At 41.1% G+C, this 16445-nt stretch carries 16 protein-coding genes and 1 riboswitch; of the genes, 10 read left to right on the top strand and 6 right to left on the bottom strand.

The window, feature by feature from the left end:
* The first annotated feature begins 91 nt into the window (after nt 1–91).
* Nucleotides 92–241: a hypothetical protein gene (locus tag K8L98_RS05730; protein ID WP_223440344.1), complete on the top strand. Its 150-nt coding sequence runs from the start codon at nt 92–94 to the stop codon at nt 239–241.
* Between the two features lies 1 nt (nt 242).
* Nucleotides 243–545 carry a DUF3813 family protein gene (locus K8L98_RS05725; RefSeq protein ID WP_223440342.1) on the top strand — a complete coding sequence of 101 codons (303 nt, stop codon included), beginning with the start codon at nt 243–245 and terminating at the stop codon, nt 543–545.
* 156 nt (nt 546–701) lie between these two features.
* Here K8L98_RS05725 and K8L98_RS05720 read toward each other — a convergent pair whose 3' ends face one another.
* Both K8L98_RS05720 and K8L98_RS05715 read right to left on the bottom strand, forming a co-directional pair.
* Entirely contained in the window at nt 702–1178 is a 477-nt protein-coding gene (locus K8L98_RS05720; protein ID WP_223440341.1) for a BsuPI-related putative proteinase inhibitor, read from the bottom strand.
* Nucleotides 1179–1192: 14 nt separating this feature from the next.
* Nucleotides 1193–2035 (bottom strand): YitT family protein, encoded by an 843-nt coding sequence (locus K8L98_RS05715; RefSeq protein WP_223440339.1) that lies wholly within the window; start codon nt 2033–2035, stop codon nt 1193–1195.
* Between the two features lie 197 nt (nt 2036–2232).
* On the opposite strand from K8L98_RS05715, the gene K8L98_RS05710 reads away from it, so the two are divergent.
* The gene (locus tag K8L98_RS05710) at nt 2233–3093 is read left to right on the top strand and encodes a DegV family protein (RefSeq protein ID WP_223440337.1); all 861 of its coding nucleotides are present in this window, start codon (nt 2233–2235) and stop codon (nt 3091–3093) included.
* Between the two features lie 54 nt (nt 3094–3147).
* The gene (locus tag K8L98_RS05705; RefSeq protein ID WP_223440335.1) at nt 3148–3279 is read left to right on the top strand and encodes a DUF3941 domain-containing protein; all 132 of its coding nucleotides are present in this window, start codon (nt 3148–3150) and stop codon (nt 3277–3279) included.
* A gap of 183 nt (nt 3280–3462) precedes the next feature.
* On the opposite strand, the gene K8L98_RS05700 is transcribed toward K8L98_RS05705, so the two are convergent.
* The 3 genes from K8L98_RS05700 to K8L98_RS05690 all read right to left on the bottom strand — a co-directional run bounded on the left by K8L98_RS05700 (nt 3463) and on the right by K8L98_RS05690 (nt 7145).
* Nucleotides 3463–5115, bottom strand: a complete 1653-nt coding sequence (locus K8L98_RS05700) for a methyl-accepting chemotaxis protein (protein ID WP_223440333.1) — start codon at nt 5113–5115, stop codon at nt 3463–3465.
* An 11-nt stretch (nt 5116–5126) separates the two neighbouring features.
* Nucleotides 5127–6095 (bottom strand): BMP family lipoprotein, encoded by a 969-nt coding sequence (locus K8L98_RS05695; RefSeq protein ID WP_223440331.1) that lies wholly within the window; start codon nt 6093–6095, stop codon nt 5127–5129.
* A gap of 195 nt (nt 6096–6290) precedes the next feature.
* On the bottom strand, nt 6291–7145 hold the full coding sequence (locus K8L98_RS05690; protein WP_223443208.1) for a CvfB family protein: 855 nt from the start codon (nt 7143–7145) through the stop codon (nt 6291–6293).
* Nucleotides 7146–7494: 349 nt separating this feature from the next.
* On the opposite strand from K8L98_RS05690, the gene K8L98_RS05685 reads away from it, so the two are divergent.
* The 6 genes from K8L98_RS05685 (at nt 7495) to K8L98_RS05660 (ending at nt 15278) form a co-directional block, all read left to right on the top strand.
* On the top strand, nt 7495–7986 hold the full coding sequence (locus K8L98_RS05685; RefSeq protein WP_223440329.1) for a YajQ family cyclic di-GMP-binding protein: 492 nt from the start codon (nt 7495–7497) through the stop codon (nt 7984–7986).
* A 184-nt stretch (nt 7987–8170) separates the two neighbouring features.
* Nucleotides 8171–8302: riboswitch (SAM riboswitch) on the top strand.
* Between the two features lie 76 nt (nt 8303–8378).
* Nucleotides 8379–10232, top strand: a complete 1854-nt coding sequence (locus K8L98_RS05680) for a bifunctional homocysteine S-methyltransferase/methylenetetrahydrofolate reductase (RefSeq protein WP_223440327.1) — start codon at nt 8379–8381, stop codon at nt 10230–10232.
* Nucleotides 10225–13644, top strand: a complete 3420-nt coding sequence (metH, locus tag K8L98_RS05675) for a methionine synthase (RefSeq protein WP_223440325.1) — start codon at nt 10225–10227, stop codon at nt 13642–13644. The genes K8L98_RS05680 and metH overlap by 8 nt, the downstream gene beginning before the upstream one ends.
* A 138-nt stretch (nt 13645–13782) precedes the next feature.
* A complete protein-coding gene (locus K8L98_RS05670) occupies nt 13783–14652 on the top strand; it encodes an SDR family oxidoreductase (RefSeq protein WP_223440323.1) in 870 nt (289 codons plus the stop codon).
* A 142-nt stretch (nt 14653–14794) separates the two neighbouring features.
* Entirely contained in the window at nt 14795–14980 is a 186-nt protein-coding gene (locus K8L98_RS05665) for a hypothetical protein (protein ID WP_223440321.1), read from the top strand.
* A 163-nt stretch (nt 14981–15143) separates the two neighbouring features.
* Nucleotides 15144–15278 carry a YjcZ family sporulation protein gene (locus K8L98_RS05660; RefSeq protein ID WP_223440320.1) on the top strand — a complete coding sequence of 45 codons (135 nt, stop codon included), beginning with the start codon at nt 15144–15146 and terminating at the stop codon, nt 15276–15278.
* Between the two features lie 93 nt (nt 15279–15371).
* On the opposite strand, the gene K8L98_RS05655 is transcribed toward K8L98_RS05660, so the two are convergent.
* Entirely contained in the window at nt 15372–16310 is a 939-nt protein-coding gene (locus K8L98_RS05655) for a manganese-dependent inorganic pyrophosphatase (protein WP_223440319.1), read from the bottom strand.
* Between the last annotated feature and the right edge of the window lie 135 nt (nt 16311–16445).

Below are 16445 nucleotides of genomic sequence, written 5' to 3'. Positions count from 1 at the left end.
AGATTACCATCCATAGAACAAACCCCAATGAGACAAAATAAAGAAGACGCATCAGCAGCGTCAGCAAATATTCTTTTAGGGGGAATTTCGCATGAGCAGCAATAAATCTAAACGCTTTGTACAGCAAGGTAAAGATTCCGTTACGAAACATGATGAACGTTTCCCTTATCACACAACAATGGCTGAGTCAGAAGAGCGCAAAGCTCAAATGGCAGAAAAATCCTCTTTAGGAGGCTTTTAATATGGGCAATCAACTATTTCAGGCAGCAAGAAAAGCGGTAGAAAAGGCTGGCGAGGTTTTAAGCGGCAAGATGAATGACGATCATAATCATCAGCAGAACCAATTCAGCCAGCATGATGACAGTCAGCAAAATCAGTATTCAAGTCAGCACCAAAGCCAAAATGGCGCACAGAACAGCCACCAGGGCGTAGATGCAGACGCAAAAGCAAAAGCAGAAGGTGCACTCATGTCCGCCTTTGCAAACGCTTCTCCTGCGGAACAAAAACAGCTAAGCGAACTTCAAGACGAATTGAAGAATATGTAGTAAAAAGGGCTAAAACGGCCGGTTAGCAGATAAGCAGAAATAGCCGTTTTTCTTTACTGGCAGATCCGTTCGCACCGAGATGTCAGCAATGAAGCAGGGCATCATGATTAGCCCATAGTAATAAAAAAGCTGCGGAATTTTCCGCAGCTTTTCTCTTTATTCAGTTACCGTGAATTTAGCTTTTGCTTCTAAGGCTTTTACACCTTCTGCTTTTCCGGTTAATAAAACCTTTACTGTGTATTCACCGGCTTCAATTTTATTCCCTGCACTTTTCTTGTCCCATGTTTCCTGCCAGGTTTGACTCTCTCCTGAAGGCAGCTTTAGATACTGCAGTGCTTGAGTGAACATTCTTCCCTTTGAATATTTGTACACTTCTGCTCCGTTTGGATCTGTAATGATAATTTCATATTTCTGTCCTGATGAGAACTCGAAATTCTTTTCTTCATCTGTATTGTTTTTTAGAGTGATATTGATTTGCACACTTTCAGGGCTTTCCTTCGTCTCAACAGCTAATTGAACTTCTTTCGTTTCCACGTCACCGGACACCTCTTCCGCTTCATCCTTATTTTCAGCAGTTTGACCGCAGCCGACAAGAAATAATAAGCCCAGCATAATGAATACAAGCTTTTTCATATCGTGCACGTCTCCTATTCTTTGCGGAAGAAACCAAAGATTCCTGTTGTTTGAATGATATTTGTAAATGCCTTTGGATCAACTTCCTTAATGATTTTTTCTAAATCATAAAGCTCATAGCGTGTGATCACAATCATCAGCAGGTCCTTTTGCTCGTTTGTAAAAGCACCTTTAGCAGGAACCATTGTAATCCCTCTTACCATTTTAGCATGAATGGCCTTTTTTAGATCATCAGCTTTTTTTGTAATGATCATGGCTGTCAATTTTTCATGTCGTGTATGAATTGTATCAATAACACGTGTTGAAGCATAAAGCGTAACAAGAGTGTAAAGCGCTTTTTCCCATCCATATAGCAATCCCGCTGTAAAAATGATAATTCCGTTTAAGATAAAGAAATAAGTGCCGACAGGTTTATCCTTCATTCTCGAAAGGATCATAGCTACAATATCGAGTCCGCCTGTTGAAGCACCATATTTAAGCGTAATGCCTACGCCAATCGCAACAATGACGCCTCCAAATACAGCGTTAAGCAAAATATCCTCCGACAAAGGATATAAAGGGACGATTGATAAGAATACTGTGGTGGCTGCTACACTAAGTAAACTGTACAGCGTGAACGATTTCCCAACTTTTCTCCATCCGAGAATGGCTACTGGAATGTTAAGAAGGAGCAGAAGCACCCCTGTCGATATGTAAAGGGGGGTGTATTCTTTAATTACACTTGATAAAAGCTGGGCGATGCCGGTAAATCCGCTCGCATAAACATCAGCAGGAATCATGAATAAATTCAGGCCGACAGCATTCAGCAGCGCTCCAAAAATAACGACAACCGTTTTTTTTACTTCATCATAAACCATTTGCAGAAAATCCTCCCGGGCTATAAGATAATGATAGTATTTCTGATTTACCCCAATTTCTTGCAGATCAATACAAATATTGTGTTTTAGGACAGCGTAACATTCTTTACTTCTTTTTGGCTAAGTGCTAATTTAGAACTATATATGAGGCTATTATCCCGTTTTGCGGGTAAAACCAGATGAAATGAGGTGTCAAAATGACGGTCCATATCGTCGCAGACAGCGCATGCGATCTGCCGCTTGAATTTTATGAGAAACACGGCGTAACACTTCTCCCTCTTGGTGTACATATTGAGGAAAATGACTATCGCGATTTAGTCACGATTTCCCCTAAAGAAGTATACGACGCGATGCGTGAAGGGAAAATAGCTAAAACGACTCAAATCTCTCCTCTTGATGTAAAAGAGACATTCACTGAATTTGCTAAGAAAAAAGTGCCGGTATTGTATGTTGCTTTTTCATCGGAGCTTTCCGGAACCTATCAGACTGCTGTCATGATTGGAAACGAAGTCAAAGAAGAATATCCTGATTTTGAGCTTTCCATTGTGGATTCCAAATGTGCTTCCCTTGGCCTTGGACTTTCAGTTAAATATGCAGTTGACCTGGCCAGTAAAGGAAACACTCTGCAAGAAATTGAAGCTTCTGTAAAAGACTTTTGTGAACATACAGAGCACATCTTCACCGTCGACAACTTAGAATATTTAGCAAGAGGCGGCAGAATCAGCAAAGCATCTGCCTTTGTAGGCGGTCTTCTCAACATCAAACCGCTTCTGCATGTTGAAGGCGGCAAGCTGATTCCGCTTGAAAAACTAAGAGGCCGGAAAAAAGTTTTCCGAAGGGTCATCGAGCTGATGAAAGAGCGGGGCGTAAATCTTGAAAGTCAGACCATCGCCATCAGTCACGGGGATGATGAGGTCTCCGCCAAGGAAATAAAAGCAATGATTGAAACTGAATTTCATCCGAAAGAAGTATATATAAACACAGTCGGCTGTTCAGTTGGAGCGCATTCCGGACCTGGCACGATTGCCATTTTCTTTTCAAACAAACCGATCTCATAATATTATACTTACAGGGCAACATAAACGTATCTTTTCAGTAAGGGAGTTTTTATGATGCCGCATACAAGCGATAACGACAAAAAAGCAAAAGACAATAATGCCAAAGAACATGAAAGAAACATGATGCGCGAGAAAAACCGCCAAAAAGGCGAAAGACAATATTCTAAAAAGACCGACCGTTTATAAGAGAAGCAAAAGCGGCCTGGTTTGCTCTGAAAGGATAAGAATCTGCTGGAAAAGTTCGGGTTTGACTTTTTTGCGGCGGATCCTTTCTGACCTGGGAATTAGGCCTGAAGCTAGACATAAATGCGCAAAATTTCTTAATTTCTTATATAAAAACAGCAGCGATTTTCCGCTGCTGTTTTTGTTTTATTGAAGCTTAAACTTCGAAAGCGTCTGATTTAAATCATCTGTCAGCTGTCTGAGTTCAATCACTTTTTCCACCATTTTTTCGAATGCGAGGAGCTGTTCAGTTGTCGAAGCAGAAATTTGCTCGCTTCCTGCTGCTGTCTCTTCTACAACGGCACTGATGCTTTCTACATTTTGCAGCACTTGTTCTCCAAGTTTCTTGGAATTCAATATACCTGATTTTAAATCATTCAATTCGGATGTAATTCCTTTTACTTTATGATCGATAGCTTCAAAAGCACTTGTTGTATGATCCATTCCGTTCTGCTGTTTTTGAGCAATCGATACCCCATTCACAACAGATTCTGAAATACTGGATATTCCTGACTGAATTAAACTTACCATTTCAAATATTTGAGATGTTGCACCGGTGGATTCTTCTGCAAGCTTTCTCACTTCAGCAGCAACAACAGCAAAACCTTTGCCTGCCTCACCGGCACGCGCAGCCTCAATGGCGGCATTTAAAGCGAGCAGATTCGTCTGATCCGCAATATTTGAAACAACCTTAGCCATATCTTCTATTTTCGTCATATACCCAATAAATGTTCTTGTTGATTCTTCAATTTGCCGGGTCGTATTCATATTCTCCTGAATAAGCAGCCGCTGTGCTTTAATCGCGCTCTGTCCTGATGTGATGGCATTCACCGTTTCTTTTCCATATTGAACGGATTGCTCAGACCGGGTTACATTTACGCTGAAATCAAAATCCATTCTCTCAATCAAAGTAACCGCATCTTGAAGATCGGAGGAGATCGATTGTGATCCTGCAGATAATTCATCTGTAGAAACAGCTACCTGATTACTGATTTCAGTTAATGCTCTGTTCTCTCCCTCGAGATCTTTTGCAAAACCTTCTACTTCTTTACTCACGCTGTCGATTGAGAATAGAAGTCCTTTAAGCTGATGTGTCATTGAAGTGAAAGAATCATTCAGTGCTGCTATTTCATCTTTTCCCTTATAGGAAATAGCAGCCACTGCCAAATTTCCATTTGCAATTTCACTTGCCTGATGGGAAAGCCCTTTGAGAGGCTTTGTAATGGCATTTGTCATTCGAATCACAATATAAGAAGATAATAAAATTAAAAGAGCTGTACCGATTATTGCCGATAATATAACGAATTCGATTTGTTTTTTCAAGTTCTCCTGAAGCATCTCATATCGTTCATTCGAATAAAAATTCATCAAGTGCACATCATTGGAAATCCCATCAACACGAACAGACTGGCGCTTGGCTTCTGCTTGATTTTTTTGATTCAGAGCCTGGCCTGTTTCTTCTTTAAAAGCTTTAAATTTAATTGAAGCCTTTTGAAATGCTTGTTTTGTATTTTTATCCTTCGCGGTTTGATTTATTTCTTCAATCAGTTTTTCATTTCTCTGAAGTGATTGAAGAGTCTCTTCTTTTTGAGCATCTGTCAATGAAAAGGCAAAGTTGTTCAGACTTTGTTTTGTTACAGTAAGCTCTCCCTGCAGCTTTTCAATATTTAGCAGAACAGGAACCTCATTTTGATTAGATGATTGAATGGAAAGCATATTCACGATAATAAAACCAATCATCAAAGTTGCCATAATAATGATGCTGAGTGAATTCAGCAAAAGTTTTTTCTTAAGTGACACAAGTCATCCCCCTAGTTGCCTTCTGCTAATTTTTTCTGCCATTCATCAAGAGTTTTCCGCTGTTCATCCGTAAGCGAAATAACGCGGATTGGCGCCAGCTGAACACCATTGTCTTTTAAACCTAATTCTATATGTCCTTCAGGAACCTTATTTTCTCTTGCATACTCCTTAAGCAGCTGGTAGATACCCACGTCTACATTCTTGAGCATAGAGGTTATCACTGATTTCTCAGCGTAAAAATACTGATCGCTGTCAACTCCAATTGCGTAAATACGGCTTTCTTGTGCTGCTTTTAGTGCCCCTACTCCGGTAAAGCCAGCAGCAGCATATAAAACATCAGCCTTATTGCCAATCATTTTTTTCGCTATTTCACTGCCAAGTTTATCGTTGCCGAAATCATTGGCATATTCCGTGATAATGGCAATATCCGGTTTAACCGCTTTAGCACCTTCTGAAAATCCATCTGCAAACTTATTGATAAGCGGAACATCCGCTCCTCCAATAAATCCTACAGTATTCGATTTTGATGTCATGGCGGCAACAACTCCTGCCAAAAAGCTTCCCTCATCCTCTTTAAACGTAATCGACGTGATGTTATCCAGCTCTGAAATCGCATCAATTAATATAAATTTCTGTTTCGGATATTTTTTCGCCGTCTTCTCAAGATCCTCCTGAACCATAAAACCCAGTCCGATAACAAGGTCATTGCCTTCTTCAACTAATTCAGTCAACCCCTTTTCATAGGTGCCAGTATCTTTAATTTCCCTATAATCAAATAAGATTCCAAGCTCATCACGGGATTTAATTAGTCCGCCAAATGCTGAATCACTAAATGACTGATCTCCCAGTCCGACGTCAGACAGCATAATCCCAACCTTTATCTTTTCATCTGCATTGCTTTCCATTGCAGCTTGTCCGCAGCCTGCAAGCAAAATCGTGATGCAAAATGAAAGCAGCACAGCAATATGTTTTCTTTTCATTTGATGTATTCTCCCCTTTAAAAGTATCTCCTCATGTCATATCGACTGATTTACGGAAATCTTTATTGCAGGAAGGGTAAAGCGAGTAAATTTTTTTTGAGATAACTGAGACGCATAATGATATTAATTAAATTTCAGAATTTATCCGCAAAAAACCTGAAATTGCTCAAAAAAAACAGCAAGCGATCAACTCGCTTACTGTTCCTTTTTGAAATATGTCCAGCCGTCTTCCTGATAAACTTTCCCAGCTTTCATTAATGATCCGATTGCACGCTTGAACGCGCCTTTGCTCATGTTAAAGCGTTCTTTAATATCCTCTGGGTCGCTCTTATCGAAAAATGGCATCGCTCCGCCTCTTGATTCCATGTAATCATAAAGCTGCTGTGCATCCTCATCCAATGCTTCATGCTTTCTGGGAAGCAGAGATACGTTGATTGTTCCATCGTCTTTCACTTCAATTACACGTCCTGTTACCAGCTCGCCTAAACGAGGCTCTCTTTTACGCTGCGAAGAGTGAATAAATCCTTTGTAGCCTTCTTCTGTAATAATATATGAGCCGGCAATAATCATTCTGTAAACTCTGCCTGTCACAGTTTGATTGTTGGCTGCACCTTCTGCTGATACGATATTCTCCTGCATGACATCTTCCGTTGCAAGCTTCGTGAAAAACCTGCCATTTTTCGTTACCTTCAAAGAACAATAAAGCATGTCCCCCTCTTCAGGCCAAACCTCGATAAACGCTGGAAGGATATCGTTTGCTACTAGGGCATCCTTGGATAAACCAATATCAACAAACGCTCCCATGTCTTCTCTTACGCTTACAACTTCAACCCAGTCGTAATGATCCTCGGTAATTTTCGGTTTCTTCATTGTTGCAGCAAGACGGTCTTCATGATCAACAATTAAATAAACCTCTACTTCTTCTTTGTCATCAATCGGTTCCGTGATTTCCGTTTTATGAAGGAGCACACGGCTTTCCCCATCTGTTAAATAATAGCCATAATCTAATTTTTCATCTATCGAAAGCGTCATAAACGTTCCTGGATTCATCAATTGTATTTCGTTCCTTTCTTTTGCAGGTTGCATCTGCTGTTAGTTTTCAAATTGAAGCGGACATTTATGTATGAATGCGCAGCTAAACGGCTAATCTCCTGGGCTAATCGGGTGCTTAATTGCTGCAGACTACTCCAACTTTTACGTTTTGTACTTCGTATTGTCCGGCTCCATCGCCCAACTCCTCGGCCAGAACAAATTCCCCCAAAAAGTCAAACCCGGACTTTTCGGCGGAATTCTTATCTGTCTGTCGGAGCTAAACGGGCGATTCCGCACTTCGTTAGTTGTTATCCCCTGTTCATTCTACTATAATCTATAGATAATATAAACTTTTGGGAGGATTCTTATGGCGAAAGACAGTTCTTTTGATATTGTTTCAAAGGTGGATATGCCTGAGGTGACGAATGCAATTACGATGACAATGAAGGAAATTGGCACCCGCTATGATTTTAAAGGGAGCAAAAGCAGCATTTCTCTTGAAAAAGAAGAGATTGTTTTAGTTTCAGATGATGAGTTTAAAATGGATCAGTTAAAGGATGTTTTTATTTCTAAATTGATAAAGCGCAATGTAGCGACACGAAATATTGATTACGGAAAAATCGAAGGTGCATCGGGCGGAACGATTCGCCAGCGCGCTAAGCTCATTCAGGGTATTGATAAGGATAATGCAAAAAAGATTAATGCCATTATTAAAAATTCCGGATTAAAAGTAAAAACCCAGGTTCAGGACGATCAGGTCCGTGTGACCGGCAAAAATAAGGACGACCTTCAGCAGGTGATCGCAGCCGTTCGCGGAGCCGACCTGCCGATAGATGTTCAATTCATTAATTTCAGATAAAGTGAACAAACACTCGGGCTATCCTCTGCTGAGTGTTTTTTTCGTTGTTCTGCAAGTATCTGCTTCGATTTCCCCTCAACAAATTCCCCGTCTATTCAGAAAAGTTTTATTTTTGTATTGAATCTATCCGAAAAAACATGTAAATTAGATATAATATCTTTTTCTAAAATTTCATATTTCACCATTCTTATCTAGAGAAGCTGAGGGACTGGCCCTTTGAAGCTTCAGCAACCTGGCATAATGAAATCATCTGTCTTCATCAGAGATTTCAATCCAAGGTGCTAATTCCAGCGATGCATCCATCGAACGATAAGAAGAAGTCCTGAACGTTCAAAAGTCTTCTTCTTGGAAGGCTTTTTTTGTTTTTTTATTGCACTAAGGAGGTTTGGAGTTTGACACTTTTAAACGATTTACAGAAGAAGATCCTGATTGGCGACGGAGCAATGGGAACATTGCTTTACTCACACGGAGTTGACAGGTGTTTTGAAGAATTGAATTTATCGAAGCCTGATGAAATATTAAATGTTCATAAGGCGTATATTGCAGCCGGTGCAGATGTCATTCAGACAAATACTTACGGTGCAAACTATATTAAACTATCAAGATATGGACTTGAAGATGAAGTGAGAGCAATTAACCGTACTGCCGTTCAGATTGCTAAAAAAGCAGCAGCCGGCAATAACACCTATGTTCTTGGAACAATAGGCGGCATCCGTGCTTTCAAGAAAAATGCCTATTCCCTTGAGGACATTAAACGAAATTTCAGAGAACAGCTTTACCTTATGCTCAGTGAAGAGGTAAGCGGTCTGCTGCTTGAAACCTATTATGATCTTGAAGAAATTAAAACCGTATTAGAGATCGCCAGAAAAGAAACGAATATCCCGATTATTACAAACATCTCCCTTCACGAAATTGGAGTCTTGCAGGATGGAACACCCCTGCAAGAAGGCCTTTCTCAGCTTGAGGCCCTTGGTGCTGACGTTGTCGGTCTGAATTGCAGACTTGGTCCTTACCATATGCTTTCATCACTTGAAGAAATTCCGCTCCCGGAAAGAGCGTTCTTATCTGTTTATCCCAACAGCAGCTTGCCTACTCTTGAAGAAGGAAGACTTGTCTATGGCTCTGGAGAAAAATATTTTGCAGAAAGCGCTCTAGCCTTCAGAAATCAGGGAGCAAGACTAATTGGAGGCTGCTGCGGCACAACCCCAATCCACATCGAAGCAATGGCAGCAGCGCTTAAAGGACTCCCTCCAGTTACAGAAAAGAAAGTTAAAATAAGAAAGAAAGAGATTTCTGTCACGTCTGCAGCGGAAAGAAAGTACCCTCCCCTGCCGGAAATAGTCAATAAAAAGCGCTCTCTGATTGTAGAACTCGATCCTCCTAAAAAGCTTGGGCTGGACAAATTTATAAAAGGTGCAAAAGCACTGCAAGCTGCTGGAATCGATGCCTTAACACTTGCAGACAACTCACTTGCATCACCGAGAATAAGCAATGTGGCTGTAGGGTCCATCGTTCAGCAAACACTTGGACTCAGGTCCTTAATTCATATTACATGCCGCGACCGCAACTTAATTGGCCTTCAATCTCATTTAATGGGTCTTCATACGCTGGGACTTACGGATGTGCTGGCGATTACGGGCGATCCATCAAAAATCGGGGATTTTCCGGGAGCTACTTCCGTTTATGATCTTTCATCATTTGATTTGATCAGCTTAATTAAACAATTTAACGATGGTCTTTCTTATTCAGGAAAACCTCTTGGGGAAAAAACCAATTTTTCAGTTGCCGCTGCGTTTAATCCCAATGTTAAATATCTAGATAAAGCGGTAAAAAGACTGGAGAAGAAAATTGCCTGCGGTGCAGATTATTTCATTTCACAGCCAATTTACTCAGAAAAACAGCTGATTGATGTTTATGAGGAAACGAAGCACTTAACCGTTCCGATTTATATCGGCATTATGCCGCTCACAAGCAGCCGCAATGCAGAATTTATCCATAACGAAATTCCGGGCATTACTCTTTCTGACAGTATTCGTGAAAGAATGGCCCGGGCAGGCGACAATCGGGAGAAAGCCTATCAGGAAGGATTGGCGATTTCTAAAAGACTGATCGATGCTGCCTTTGACTTATTTAATGGAATCTACTTAATTACACCATTTTTAAACTATGAATTAACCGTTGAACTGACAAATTACATTCACAAGAAACAAATTGAGGTCAATGAAAGGAAGATTACGCATGTCTGATATAAAAAAGCAGCTTGAGAAAAAAATCCTCGTTCTGGACGGAGCGATGGGCACCATGATACAGGATGCAAATCTTTCTGCAGATGATTTCGGCGGAGAAGAATACGAGGGCTGCAATGAGTATTTAACGATTACTGCACCAGAAGTCATCGAATCCATTCATGATGCTTACCTGGACGCTAAAGCAGATATTATTGAAACCAACACATTTGGCGCTACCAAGATTGTTCTTGATGAATATAATCTCGGTCACCTCGCTTTTGAGTTAAATAAAAAAGCGGCGGAGATCGCCAAAAAGGCAGCTGAAAAATATTCAACTCCTGACTGGCCGCGTTATGTTGCGGGCTCAATGGGCCCTACGACAAAAACACTTTCTGTTACAGGCGGAGCAACGTTTGAAGAGCTTATTCAAAATTACGAAGAACAGACACTCGGCCTGCTTGCAGGCGGAGCTGATTTGCTTCTTCTTGAAACGAGCCAGGACTTATTAAATGTGAAAGCAGGCTTTCTCGGCATTAAACGCGCCTTTGAACAAGCAGGCAAAGAAATTCCGCTGATGATATCAGGGACAATTGAACCTATGGGAACGACGCTTGCCGGCCAGGATATCGAAGCCTTTTTCATCTCGCTTGAGCACATGAAGCCTTTATCTGTAGGTCTAAACTGTGCAACAGGGCCAGAATTCATGACCGACCACATCCGGACGCTATCAGGCATGGCCCATACAGCTGTCAGCTGCTATCCTAATGCCGGCCTGCCTGATGAGGAAGGAAATTATCATGAATCTCCCCGTTCTCTTGCTCAGAAAGTAAAAGGATTTGCAGAACAGGGCTGGCTGAACATTGTCGGAGGCTGCTGCGGGACTACACCTGCACATATTACCGCCATTGCTGATGCTGTAGGTGAACTCGAGCCCCGCTCCGTTCCGGAACGTGATCCGGCTCATACTGTTTCTGGCATCGAGCCGCTTATTTATGATGATTCCATGCGGCCTCTCTTCGTCGGAGAACGGACAAATGTAATTGGCTCCAGAAAGTTTAAACGACTAATAGCGGAGGGGAAATTTGAAGAAGCAGCTGAAATTGCCCGAGCTCAAGTTAAGAATGGCGCCCATGTAATCGATATTTGTCTGGCTGATCCTGACCGCGAAGAAGTAGAAGATATGGAAGCCTTCATAAAAGAGATTACGAAAAAAGTAAAGGCACCTCTTGTCATAGATTCAACGGATGAGTTAGTCATTGAAAAGGCACTTTCCTATTCTCAAGGGAAAGTGATCATCAATTCCATCAACTTAGAAGACGGTGAAGAGAGATTTGAAGCAGTCGTCCCGCTCATTCACAAATACGGGGCAGCTGTTGTTGTTGGAACGATTGATGAAAAAGGAATGGCGCTGACTGCTGAGCAAAAGCTTGATATCGCAGTCCGTTCCTTCGAGCTGCTGACTCAAAAATACGGGTTAAATCCATCAGATATCATCTTTGATCCGCTCGTATTCCCTGTCGGAACAGGAGACGCGCAATATATCGGCTCGGCAGAAGAAACGATAAAGGGCATCCGTTTAATTAAAGAACGCTTGCCGGAATGCCTGACAATCCTTGGAGTCAGCAATGTATCCTTCGGCCTTCCGCCTGTTGGACGCGAAGTACTGAACGCCGTTTATTTGTATCATTGCACTCAGGCAGGACTTGATTATGCAATCGTCAATACGGAGAAACTCGAACGATTTGCATCGATTCCAAAAGAAGAAATTGAAATGTCAGAAACTCTTCTTTTCAATACGAATGACGAAACATTGGCTGCCTTTACAAATCACTACAGAGGCAAAAAGAAAACCGTAAAAAAACCGGTTCAGTCTCTTCCTCTAGAAGAACGCCTTGCTCAATATGTGGTCGAGGGTACGAAAGAAGGACTGCTTGCAGATCTTGAGATTGCCTTAAAAGAGTACGCAACACCGCTGGATATAATAAACGGTCCACTTATGAAAGGCATGGCTGAGGTAGGAGAGCTGTTTAATACAAACCAGCTTATTGTTGCCGAAGTGCTGCAAAGCGCAGAAGTCATGAAAGCATCCGTCTCCTTTTTAGAGCCACACATGGAAAAAAAGGATGACAGCGGGAAAGGCAAAATTCTGCTTGCTACGGTAAAAGGAGACGTTCATGATATCGGCAAAAATCTAGTCGATATCATCTTGAGCAACAATGGCTACAAGGTTGTAGACTTAGGCATAAAAGTGACACCTCAGGACTTAATTCTGGCTGTCAAAAAAGAAAATCCCGATATCGTCGGACTTTCGGGTCTTCTCGTAAAATCCGCCCAGCAAATGGTATTGACTGCACAGGATTTAAAAGAAGCTGAAATCTCCGTGCCAATCATGGTTGGCGGTGCTGCCTTATCCAGAAAATTTGCTGACGGAAAAATTGCTCCACAGTACGGCGGACCTGTCATTTACGCCAAGGATGCAATGGATGGACTGTCCCTTGCAAACAGAATCAGAATAGATCCTACACAATTTAAGAAAAAAGAAGCCGTTCCTGAAAGATCTGCTGAAAAGAAAGCAATTCCGGCAGTAATAGAGCTGCTGGAAAAAAGGGCTGCACTCACTCCCTCTCCTTATTTTGTGCCAGAGGATTGCAGGCGGCATATTATTAAAGATATCGAACTGTCACATCTGATTCCTTACATTAACATGCAGATGCTGATTGGCCATCATCTTGGCCTAAAAGGAAAAGTAAAGGAAATGCTTAAAAATAAAGATCCGAAAGCTGTTGCCTTAAAAGAAACAATAGATGAGCTTCTTAAACAGGGCTACGCGGAAAAATGGTTCCAGCCTGCAGCCGTTTATCAATTTTTCCCTGCAGAGTCAGATGGCAATATGCTTCATATTCTGGATCCCGAAACGGAAAAAACCTTGCAGACATTTGAATTCCCAAGGCAATCAAAGCTGCCGCACCGCTGCATATCTGATTATATCCGTCCAAAAGATGAGAACAAACAAAGAGATTATGTCTCCTTCTTTGCGGTAACCGCCGGAAAAAAAGTAAGGGAAATTGCCAACCGTTTTAAAGAGCAGGGAGATTATTTAAAGAGCCATGTTGTACAGGCACTGGCACTTGAGCTTGCCGAAGGCCTTGCAGAACGGACTCACCAGCTGATCCGTGACCAGTGGGGCTTTCCTGATCCTCCGGATTTTACTATGGATCAGCGCTTTTCTGCGAAATATCAGGGTCAGCGTTTTTCTTTCGGATACCCGGCCTGTCCGAATCTGGATGACCAGGCTAAATTATTTGACCTCATATCTCCGGAAGATATCGGCGTGAACCTGACTGAAGGCTTCATGATGGAGCCGGAAGCGTCAGTAACGGCACTCGTTGTTGCCCATCCAGAAGCAAGATATTTCAATGTATTGAACTAAAACTTAGGTTTTAGTTCTTTTTTTATGGGGATTTTTACGTTTCATCTCATTTATTCAGGGAATATATTCTAAAGAACAGCTACATATTCAACATACTTTTCACCATACTAATCATGATTAAACCATGGAGGGATTTGGATGAGTCAAGATAATCAAAGCAAAAAAACAATGCCAGCACAGCATCAGGATGTACAGCCGGGACATGAGAACTTAATGAACCCTCTGCCTGAATTTGATGCACTTCAATATAAGGGCAGTGAGAAGCTGCTTGATAAAGTGGCTATTATTACAGGAGGAGATTCAGGAATTGGACGGGCAGTTGCAATCCATTACGCAAAGGAGGGCGCAGATGTCGTCATTTCTTACTTAGACGAGCATGAGGATGCAAATGAAACGAAACGGCTTATTGAACAAGAAGGCCGAAGATGTATTCTTATGCCGGGAGATATAGGCGAAGAATCTTTTTGCGGACAAATTGTTTCAGAAACCATCAATCAGCTTGGAAAACTCGATATCCTTGTAAATAATGCCGCAGAGCAGCATCCTCAGGCAGGAATTGAAGAGATATCAAAAGAACAGCTCGAACGGACGTTCAAAACGAATATCTTCTCCTTTTTTTATATGGTGAAAGCAGCACTTCCTCATCTGAAAAAAGGAAGCAGTATAATCAATACGTCCTCCATTACAGCATATGCGGGCAATGAGCAGCTGATTGATTATTCATCAACGAAAGGTGCAATTACAACATTTACAAGATCTCTTTCCATGTCCCTTGTAAAAAAAGGTATAAGGGTAAACGGAGTGGCCCCTGGCCCAATTTGGACCCCTCTCATTCCATCTACCTTTGATGCAAAAAAAGTTTCGGAATTTGGGGCTGACACTCCTATGGGGCGTCCCGGCCAGCCTGATGAACTTGCTCCAAGCTACGTTTTCCTTGCCAGCAACGATTCTACTTATATAACGGGTCAGATGATTCACGTAAATGGCGGAAAAATCATTAACGGATAAACCTAGTTTCAGGAACGCCTGAGTTTGAAGATTCAGGCGTTTTTTTGTTTGAAATTTTATTTTCCCCCTCTATAAAATGTGTGAATGACTAATACTTTTTTGGAAGCGTTTACATATAATGTACTAGGAAGGGGGGAAAATCATGGATCGATTAATCTTCTTATTCTTAGCTGCTATTCTTGCCGGCTTTGCTTTAGTTGAAATGCCGTTAGCAGGTACATTCTTGGCAAGCATTGAGCCTTTCACAACTGTCGTGGGCGTTTTAGCAATTTTAGTTTTTTCTTTTGTTCTAATCTTTCACGGCGTTAAAAGCTTATTTAATAAGTAGTCATGTTTTTTGGCCGGCAATTGGATTGCCGGTCTTTTTTTTATACATATTGAAGCTTTTGACTAAACCATAAATAGGCTAACATAATTCTTTATCTGGCATACCTTAACTTTGAGTCATGAAAATGCTCATCATCTCGATTTAAAATTAGGAGGAATTTTTAATGAGTAAAGATGGAAATTGCGGCGGCGGCTACAATAACGGTTTCGCGTTAATTATCGTATTGTTTATTTTATTGATCATCATCGGTGCTTCTTTTGTCGGCGGAGCTGACTACGGCGGCCACGGCTGCTGCTAATAACAAATGAACGGCTTGCCTTATAGGTAAGCCGTTTCTGATTTTCCATATAGAAAAAACGCATGAATTGATTAGAATCCATGCGTTTTCATATTAAACTTGTGTACTTGTTAAAATGTCTGTAATGACTGGCACGATTTGTTTTTTGCGGGAAACGACACCTTTTAAAACAGCTGTGTTATCCACAAGCTTTACATCATATGCCTGTTCTACAGCACGTGTTTCGCGTCCAAGAGCCAATGCTACGGAATCATTAATTAAAATGTCTGTTACAACGAAGATGAATAAATCCAATTCTTTTTCAGCGATAACAGCAGAAATCAATGCTTCAATTTCTTCTTTATGAATTAATACATCGTTTGGATCTACAGCGTTTACTTGCGCTATTTCTACTTTATAGTTACCCATAGAAAATTCCTTAGCATCAAGTGAAATCAGCTCAGCTACTGTTTTGTCGCTTAAGTCTGCACCTGCTTTAAGCATATCAAGGCCGTAGACCTCCGGATCAACGCCTGCAATTTCCGCTAATTCGCGGGCTGCTGCAATATCTTGCTCTGTACATGTAGGAGATTTAAATAATAAAGAATCTGAAATAATGGCAGAAAGCATCAATCCAGCAATTTCTTTAGAAATGCTTACGCCATTTTCTTTGTACATTTTGTTTAAAATGGTAGCTGTGCAGCCAACTGGCTCTGCACGATAGTACAATGGATCGCTTGTCTCAAAATTGGCAATGCGATGATGGTCAATAACTTCAAGTACTCGGACATCATCAATGTCACTTACACTTTGCTGACGCTCGTTATGATCAACTAAAATAACCCCGCTTACTTCATTTGCCACCGTTTCTACAAGGCGGGGAGTTTCGATTCCAAATGCATTTAATGCGAATTGAGTTTCACCGTTGATTTCACCTAAGCGCACCGGTTCAGCATTTAATCCTAGTTTTGTTTTAAGATCAGCATACGCAATTGCAGAGCAAATTGTATCTGTATCGGGATTTTTATGACCAAAGATTAAAACTTTTTCCATCTAAAAAACTCCTTTGCTGTAAATACTATAGATTTTTTGCCGCATCAAAGGGCGTATATTTTCTTATTTTAACAGAAAATTGTGCCGTTTACTGTCTATTTTTTTAAGTTTATTTGAAGATACACTTTATTATTA

The organism is Metabacillus dongyingensis (assembly GCF_019933155.2).
Lineage (GTDB): Bacteria > Bacillota > Bacilli > Bacillales > Bacillaceae > Bacillus_P > Bacillus_P dongyingensis.
This window is presented reverse-complemented; position numbering and strand designations above follow the sequence as displayed.

What these genes read in the sequence shown, in the direction of transcription:
- K8L98_RS05660 (WP_223440320.1), top strand. Translation starts at nt 15,144, where the DNA reads ATGAGTAAAGATGGAAATTGCGGCGGCGGCTACAATAACGGTTTCGCG.
- K8L98_RS05685 (WP_223440329.1), top strand. Translation starts at nt 7,495, where the DNA reads ATGGCGAAAGACAGTTCTTTTGATATTGTTTCAAAGGTGGATATGCCT.
- K8L98_RS05725 (WP_223440342.1), top strand. Translation starts at nt 243, where the DNA reads ATGGGCAATCAACTATTTCAGGCAGCAAGAAAAGCGGTAGAAAAGGCT.
- K8L98_RS05720 (WP_223440341.1), bottom strand. Translation starts at nt 1,178, where the DNA reads ATGAAAAAGCTTGTATTCATTATGCTGGGCTTATTATTTCTTGTCGGC.
- K8L98_RS05730 (WP_223440344.1), top strand. Translation starts at nt 92, where the DNA reads ATGAGCAGCAATAAATCTAAACGCTTTGTACAGCAAGGTAAAGATTCC.
- K8L98_RS05655 (WP_223440319.1), bottom strand. Translation starts at nt 16,310, where the DNA reads ATGGAAAAAGTTTTAATCTTTGGTCATAAAAATCCCGATACAGATACA.
- K8L98_RS05695 (WP_223440331.1), bottom strand. Translation starts at nt 6,095, where the DNA reads ATGAAAAGAAAACATATTGCTGTGCTGCTTTCATTTTGCATCACGATT.
- K8L98_RS05665 (WP_223440321.1), top strand. Translation starts at nt 14,795, where the DNA reads ATGGATCGATTAATCTTCTTATTCTTAGCTGCTATTCTTGCCGGCTTT.
- K8L98_RS05715 (WP_223440339.1), bottom strand. Translation starts at nt 2,035, where the DNA reads ATGGTTTATGATGAAGTAAAAAAAACGGTTGTCGTTATTTTTGGAGCG.
- K8L98_RS05670 (WP_223440323.1), top strand. Translation starts at nt 13,783, where the DNA reads ATGAGTCAAGATAATCAAAGCAAAAAAACAATGCCAGCACAGCATCAG.
- metH (WP_223440325.1), top strand. Translation starts at nt 10,225, where the DNA reads ATGTCTGATATAAAAAAGCAGCTTGAGAAAAAAATCCTCGTTCTGGAC.
- K8L98_RS05690 (WP_223443208.1), bottom strand. Translation starts at nt 7,145, where the DNA reads ATGAATCCAGGAACGTTTATGACGCTTTCGATAGATGAAAAATTAGAT.
- K8L98_RS05710 (WP_223440337.1), top strand. Translation starts at nt 2,233, where the DNA reads ATGACGGTCCATATCGTCGCAGACAGCGCATGCGATCTGCCGCTTGAA.
- K8L98_RS05705 (WP_223440335.1), top strand. Translation starts at nt 3,148, where the DNA reads ATGCCGCATACAAGCGATAACGACAAAAAAGCAAAAGACAATAATGCC.